The following is a 1,457-nucleotide window of genomic DNA, read 5'->3' on the forward strand; positions in this document are numbered from 1 at the left end:
AGGAGTCTGGGGGTGATTATTTTGAGGCAGAAAGACTCCATCGAGACGAAAAGAAAGTTGTTTGACTTCCACTGAGTCAAAGCGGTAGTTATTCGCTTCGGTGATAGGAAGTTGAATTAATTCAAAGAAGATAGAGGGGAATGATTGAAAGAGTTGATAAAAAATCGTGTCAGTTTTCATGCTTTTATTTTATAGCACTACGCGCTAAGATTAGGACGTTTTGCTCACCCCTAACGCCCCTTAATAAAGGGGGGAATAAGGACCGACTTTAACCCCTAAAATAGCTCAATCTTAATCATTACTGATTAATTTAAGATGTTTCCTTGGCGAACCCTTCCAGTCTCTCCCTGATGGGCTTTTTTCCGGATTCATCAATAAAAAACGGAGAATACTTGACAAATTCGGGGGGGGGGTAGAATGAGGCTGCTTATTGCTGTTAAGCAATGATTTATGGGGTATAACGAGCAGTTTTTCCCCATTCTTAGCCATGAAATTAACTTGTCAATCAATCAAAAATGACTAATCAACTGCTAAAAGCCCTTTGCCTTCCGGCGGTGACTTGTGCCGTTTTCACTGCCATTCCCGCCCATGCCGCCATTTTTACCGCTACCTATACGGATACTGTTGCATCACCCGGATTTCTACCCCTTGTCGATAACGTTAATGTCGGTGATACTGCGGTTATTACCTATCAGCTTGACAATGGGGGAACTTCCCTGTTGAGCCAAACATGGAATGCCACTGACATTGTGACTGTCACCTTCAACTTTGGTAATGGAGCCCACGTTACCACCTTTAATCCTAATGGGGGTGATGGGTTGGATGGTACTACAGGAAGCTTTGTCACCAATGCCTCAGGACAGTTAACGGCTGTTCCTTTTGATTGGTCTGATTTCAATAATGTCAATGTCGTCTCAACCAATTCTACACAAACACCTATAGAATGGTACGTGAATGGGTTCAATGGCGTTTACTATACTGACCCAAATTATTATTACGAGGTCAATTTGACCAATGTAGAAGGTAACATCGATCCTGCTAACTGGACTATTCAACCTGCCCAGATACAGACAACCCCCGAACCAGGCACCCTTTTAGGCTTATTAGCGGTGGGTTCTCTGGGTGTATTGGCTTGCAAACGGCAATAAATGACCAATTCTATGGTAAGGAAGGTTTAAAAGCCTTCCTTTTTGGTTAGGGAAAAAGGCACTCTCGCCTATTGAATTTTGGGACATAATGGATAAGTAGCTAGACACAATTAATTACACATATCTAATACTAAGTAGGGTCTGCTGAAAAAGTACGGGCGAAGCATTCGGATAGAAAATCTACGGTTTCACCGATAGGTTATTGCCCGAATGCTTCGCCCCTACAGAACGCGGGCCGATGAAGACGCAAGGTTTTGAACGACGATTCTCTCAAAATCTTGCACCTGTTTCGGAAGAAAAGCCCCAAAA

At 43.0% G+C, this 1,457-nt stretch carries 2 protein-coding genes; one reads left to right on the forward strand and one right to left on the reverse strand.

The features are described from left to right. A partial coding sequence (locus PX482_RS26705) for a DUF2887 domain-containing protein (RefSeq protein WP_288027571.1) occupies nt 1-180 on the reverse strand: 180 nt, incomplete at its 3' end. Nucleotides 181-515: 335 nt separating this feature from the next. Here PX482_RS26705 and PX482_RS26710 point away from each other — a divergent pair. Further along, nucleotides 516-1,148, forward strand: coding sequence for a PEP-CTERM sorting domain-containing protein (locus tag PX482_RS26710; RefSeq protein WP_288027573.1), 633 nt, complete (start codon nt 516-518; stop codon nt 1,146-1,148). Nucleotides 1,149-1,457 lie beyond the last annotated feature (309 nt).

Origin of the sequence: Microcystis sp. M53602_WE12, from assembly GCF_030065455.1 — a bacterium.
In the GTDB taxonomy this organism is placed as follows: Bacteria; Cyanobacteriota; Cyanobacteriia; order Cyanobacteriales; family Microcystaceae; genus Microcystis; species Microcystis aeruginosa.

Coding starts and splice junctions, on each gene's coding strand:
- PX482_RS26710 (WP_288027573.1), top strand. CDS start 516: ATGACTAATCAACTGCTAAAAGCCCTTTGCCTTCCGGCGGTGACTTGT.